6 protein-coding genes are annotated in these 3,902 nt (G+C 67.6%); 5 read left to right on the top strand and 1 reads right to left on the bottom strand.

The window, feature by feature from the left end:
• The first annotated feature begins 251 nt into the window (after nucleotides 1-251).
• From FFS27_RS30025 to FFS27_RS30005, 5 genes are all read left to right on the top strand, one after another.
• Nucleotides 252-560, top strand: a complete 309-nt coding sequence (locus tag FFS27_RS30025; RefSeq protein ID WP_003090497.1) for a PepSY domain-containing protein — start codon at nucleotides 252-254, stop codon at nucleotides 558-560.
• Nucleotides 560-874: a PepSY domain-containing protein gene (locus FFS27_RS30020; RefSeq protein WP_003097704.1), complete on the top strand. Its 315-nt coding sequence runs from the start codon at nucleotides 560-562 to the stop codon at nucleotides 872-874. Before FFS27_RS30025 ends, FFS27_RS30020 begins: the two co-directional genes overlap by 1 nt.
• Nucleotides 874-1,545: a two-component system response regulator CarR gene (gene carR, locus FFS27_RS30015; RefSeq protein ID WP_003090494.1), complete on the top strand. Its 672-nt coding sequence runs from the start codon at nucleotides 874-876 to the stop codon at nucleotides 1,543-1,545. The genes FFS27_RS30020 and carR overlap by 1 nt, the downstream gene beginning before the upstream one ends.
• Nucleotides 1,542-2,879, top strand: coding sequence for a two-component system sensor histidine kinase CarS (gene carS / locus FFS27_RS30010; RefSeq protein WP_003090493.1), 1,338 nt, complete (start codon nucleotides 1,542-1,544; stop codon nucleotides 2,877-2,879). The genes carR and carS overlap by 4 nt, the downstream gene beginning before the upstream one ends.
• Nucleotides 2,880-2,969: 90 nt before the next feature.
• Nucleotides 2,970-3,278, top strand: coding sequence for a hypothetical protein (locus FFS27_RS30005; RefSeq protein ID WP_003090492.1), 309 nt, complete (start codon nucleotides 2,970-2,972; stop codon nucleotides 3,276-3,278).
• 4 nt (nucleotides 3,279-3,282) lie between these two features.
• Here FFS27_RS30005 and FFS27_RS30000 read toward each other — a convergent pair.
• On the bottom strand, nucleotides 3,283-3,902 hold a 620-nt coding region (locus FFS27_RS30000; protein WP_247599185.1), incomplete at its 5' end, for a methyl-accepting chemotaxis protein.

Here is a 3,902-nt window from a genome sequence, read left to right as displayed (position 1 = left end):
GGGTCAGTGCGGGGGACTTGATCTGGATGGCTGGCATGCTGGTCTTCTCCCTTGCGGACCGGCGATTATAGGACGAGTTGTCGCAGGACCAAGTGCTTTCGAACGCCGGCGAGCCCCATCGCAGAGGCTTTCCGTTACCCTATGGCGCGCCCCGGCCATGTCCTTGCGGCAAATTCAGCTTCAATTAAGAGCGCCCGGTTAATCTGCAAACCGTCGAAAGCAACACGATTGATTCCCACGGAGAGATTCCCATGAAGAAACTGACTGCCCTGTTCGCCGCCACCGCCATCGCCCTGACTGCCGGCCTGGCCCAGGCCCGCGACCTCGGCCCGGACGAGGCGCTGAAGCTGCGTGACGCCGGGACCATCAAGTCCTTCGAAGAGCTGAACAAGAACGCCATCGCCAAGCATCCCGGCTCGAGCGTCCACGATACCGAGCTGGAAGAGGAATACGGCCGCTACATCTACCAGGTCGAGTTGCGCGACCCGCAGGGCGTGAAGTGGGACCTGGAGCTGGATGCCGCTACCGGCGCCGTGCTCAAGGACCACCAGGACGACTGATGAAGTGGCTCATGCGCTACGCCGGGATCGTCGCACTGGTCCTGGCGGTCATCAGCCTCGAGGCGATGGCGCGCGACCTGGACCAGGACGAGGTCCTGCGCCTGCGCCAGGACGGTGTGATACAGCCGCTCGAATCCCTCATGCAGGAAGCCCTGGGGCGTTACCCCGGGGCGCGCCTGCTGGAGGTCGAGCTGGAAGAGGAAGACGACGTCTATGTCTACGAGGTGGAACTGCTCACCCGCGACGGCGTCGTGCGTGAACTGGAACTGGATGCCCGCAACGGCCGCATCCTGAAGGACGAGGAAGACGACTGATGCGGTTGCTGCTGGTTGAGGATCACGTTCCCCTGGCCGACGAACTGATGGCCAGCCTGACCCGCCAGGGCTACGCGGTGGACTGGCTGGCCGACGGCCGCGACGCGGCGGTGCAGGGCGCCAGCGAGCCCTACGACCTGATCATTCTCGACCTCGGCCTGCCCGGGCGTCCCGGCCTGGAGATACTCCAGGAGTGGCGTGGCCTGGGACTCGCGACTCCGGTGCTGATCCTCACCGCGCGCGGTTCCTGGGCCGAACGCATCGATGGGCTCAAGGCCGGTGCCGACGACTATCTGACCAAGCCGTTCCATCCGGAAGAGTTGGCCTTGCGCATCCAGGCCCTGTTGCGCCGCGCCCATGGGCTGGCCAACCAGAGCCAGCTGGAGGCCGCCGGGCTGCGCCTGGACGAGCAGCGTCAGTGCGTGTGCCTGAACGGCGCCGACGTCGACCTGACCGCCGCCGAATTCCGCCTGCTGCGCTATTTCATGCTGCACCCCGGCCAGGTCCTGTCCAAGGGGCACCTGGCCGAGCATCTGTACGACGGCGAGACCGAACGCGATTCCAACGTCATCGAGGTCCACGTCAACCACCTGCGGCGCAAGCTCGGCCGCGAGGTGATCGAGACCCGCCGTGGCCAGGGCTACCGCTACGCCGGGGTGGCCGCCGGATGAGGTCGATCCAGCGGCGCCTGAGCGTCGGCCTGTTCGCGGTGCTGCTGGTGGTCGGGCTGGTCCTCGCGCAGACCGGCCTGTGGCTGTTCGACCAGGGCCTGCGGCGCTATTTCGCCGGCAACCTGCGCGAGGAGGCGGAGAACCTGCTGGTGGCCATGGTACGCGGGCCGAACGGCATGCAACTGGACGAGCAACGCCTCAACCCGGCGTTCCAGCGCCCGTATTCCGGGCGCTATTTCGTCATCGAGCTGGAAAAGGACACCTGGCGCTCACGCTCCCTGTGGGACAGCGAGCTGGAAGTGCCGCACAAGAAAGGGCTGGTGCAGGGCCTGGTCGATGGGCCCGAGGAGCAGCGACTGCTGGTGTTCCGCGGCCACTACAAGCGCATGGGCCAGAAGCTGCGGATCGTGGTAGCGCAGGACTATACGCCGATCCTGGAAAGCTTCGCCCGTGTGCAGTGGATGGGCCTGGGCGCCGGCGCCCTGGCGCTGCTCCTGGTATTGCTGTTGCAGCGCCTGACCGTGCGTCGTTCGCTGCGTCCGCTGGAGGAGGTGCGCCTGCAGATCGCCCAGCTGCAGCAGGGCCAGCGTAGCCAACTGGACAACCAGGCTCCCGAGGAGCTGGAGCCGCTGGTGGAGCAGATCAACCACCTGCTGGCACACACCGAGGAGACCCTGAAGCGTTCGCGCAACGCCCTGGGCAACCTCGGTCACGCCCTGAAGACGCCGCTGGCGGTGCTGGTCAGCCTCGCCGAGCGCGAGGAGATGGCGCGCCAGCCGGAGTTGCAACAGGTCCTGCGCGAGCAGCTGGAACAGATCCAGCAGCGTCTCGGTCGCGAGTTGGGCAAGGCGCGCCTGGTCGGCGAAGCGCTGCCTGGCGCACATTTCGATTGCGCCGAGGAGTTGCCGTCGCTGTGCGACACCCTGCGCCTGATCCACGGCCCGCACCTGCAGGTGAGCTGGAGCGCGCCACCGGGGCTGCGCCTGCCATGGGACCGCGAGGACCTGCTGGAGATGCTCGGCAATCTGCTGGACAACGCCTGCAAGTGGGCCGATAGCGAAGTCCGCCTGACTGTCGCGCAGGGCGAGGGCATGGTCCGCCTGAAGGTCGACGATGACGGCCCCGGCATCCTCCCCGACCAGCGCCAGGCGGTGCTGGAGCGGGGTACCCGGCTCGACGAGCAGGTCAGCGGGCATGGCCTGGGCCTGGGCATCGCGCGCGACATCGCCGAGGCCTGCGGTGGCCGCCTGAGTCTCGAGGACAGCCCGCTGGGCGGCCTGCGGGTGAGCGTCGAGTTGCCGTTGCAGAAGAGCGGCCGCGCCGCCAGGGCTTAACAGTTCTTCACCATTTGCCGACAGTCCCGGCAAGATTTCCTCCTGCGCTTTCCCTAGCATCCCGGGCTTCTTGCAAGGAGGTCTTGGACGATGAAACGGCGGACGGGTACGGGCCGCTGGCGCTGGGCGCTGATGCTGCCGGTGCTGGTGTTCCTGTTGGGCGAGTCCAGTGGACAGCGAGAGGAGGGGCGGTCGCCGCGGTTACCCGCGCAGGCTCGCTACGAGCAGGCCGTGGAAAACGCGTTGCGCAGCGAGCGCGGCGAGCCGCGGCAGGCCGGGACGCCGGCGGCGAAGGTGGCCGAGACGGGAGCCCCGGCGCGTCTGCGTGGCTGGCTGCGCTCGCTGGCCCGCCTGGCGATCTGGGGGACCTACGGCCCCCCGGCGCTATTCAGGCCGTGAACGGTCAGGCCTTGAACTGTTCCATCAGGCCCTGCTGGTGGTTGGCCAGGCGGTTCAGCGACTGACTGACCTGGGCCGATTCCTCGGCCTGACTCGACAGCGACTCGGTGACGTCACGGATCGCCGCGACATTGCGGTTGATCTCCTCGGCTACCGAGCTCTGTTCCTCGGCGGCGCTGGCGATCTGTAGATTCATGTCGTTGATCACCGTCACCGCCTCGCCGATCCGTTGCAGCGCGGCCACCGCTTCATCCACCTGCTCGACGCTGCCCTGGGCCTGGCGATGGCTGCCGTGCATGGCGTCGACCACGTCGCGGGTGCCCTGTTGCAGGCCTTCGATCACCCCGCGGATCTGTTCCACCGAGTCCTGGGTGCGCCGGGCGAGGTTGCGCACTTCGTCGGCGACCACCGCGAAGCCGCGGCCGGCGTCGCCGGCGCGGGCCGCCTCGATGGCCGCGTTGAGCGCCAGCAGGTTGGTCTGCTCGGCGATGGCGCGGATCACTTCCAGCACCGAACCGATTTCCTCGCTGCTGCTGGCCAGTTGCTCGACCTGGCCCATGGCGCTGGTCAGGTTGGCGGCCAGGCTGTCGATGCTCTGGGTGGTGCGGTCGATCAGCGCCAGAC

This window comes from Pseudomonas sp. 2VD (genome assembly GCF_005503585.1).
Taxonomy (GTDB): Bacteria; Pseudomonadota; Gammaproteobacteria; order Pseudomonadales; family Pseudomonadaceae; genus Pseudomonas; species Pseudomonas aeruginosa.
This window is presented reverse-complemented; position numbering and strand designations above follow the sequence as displayed.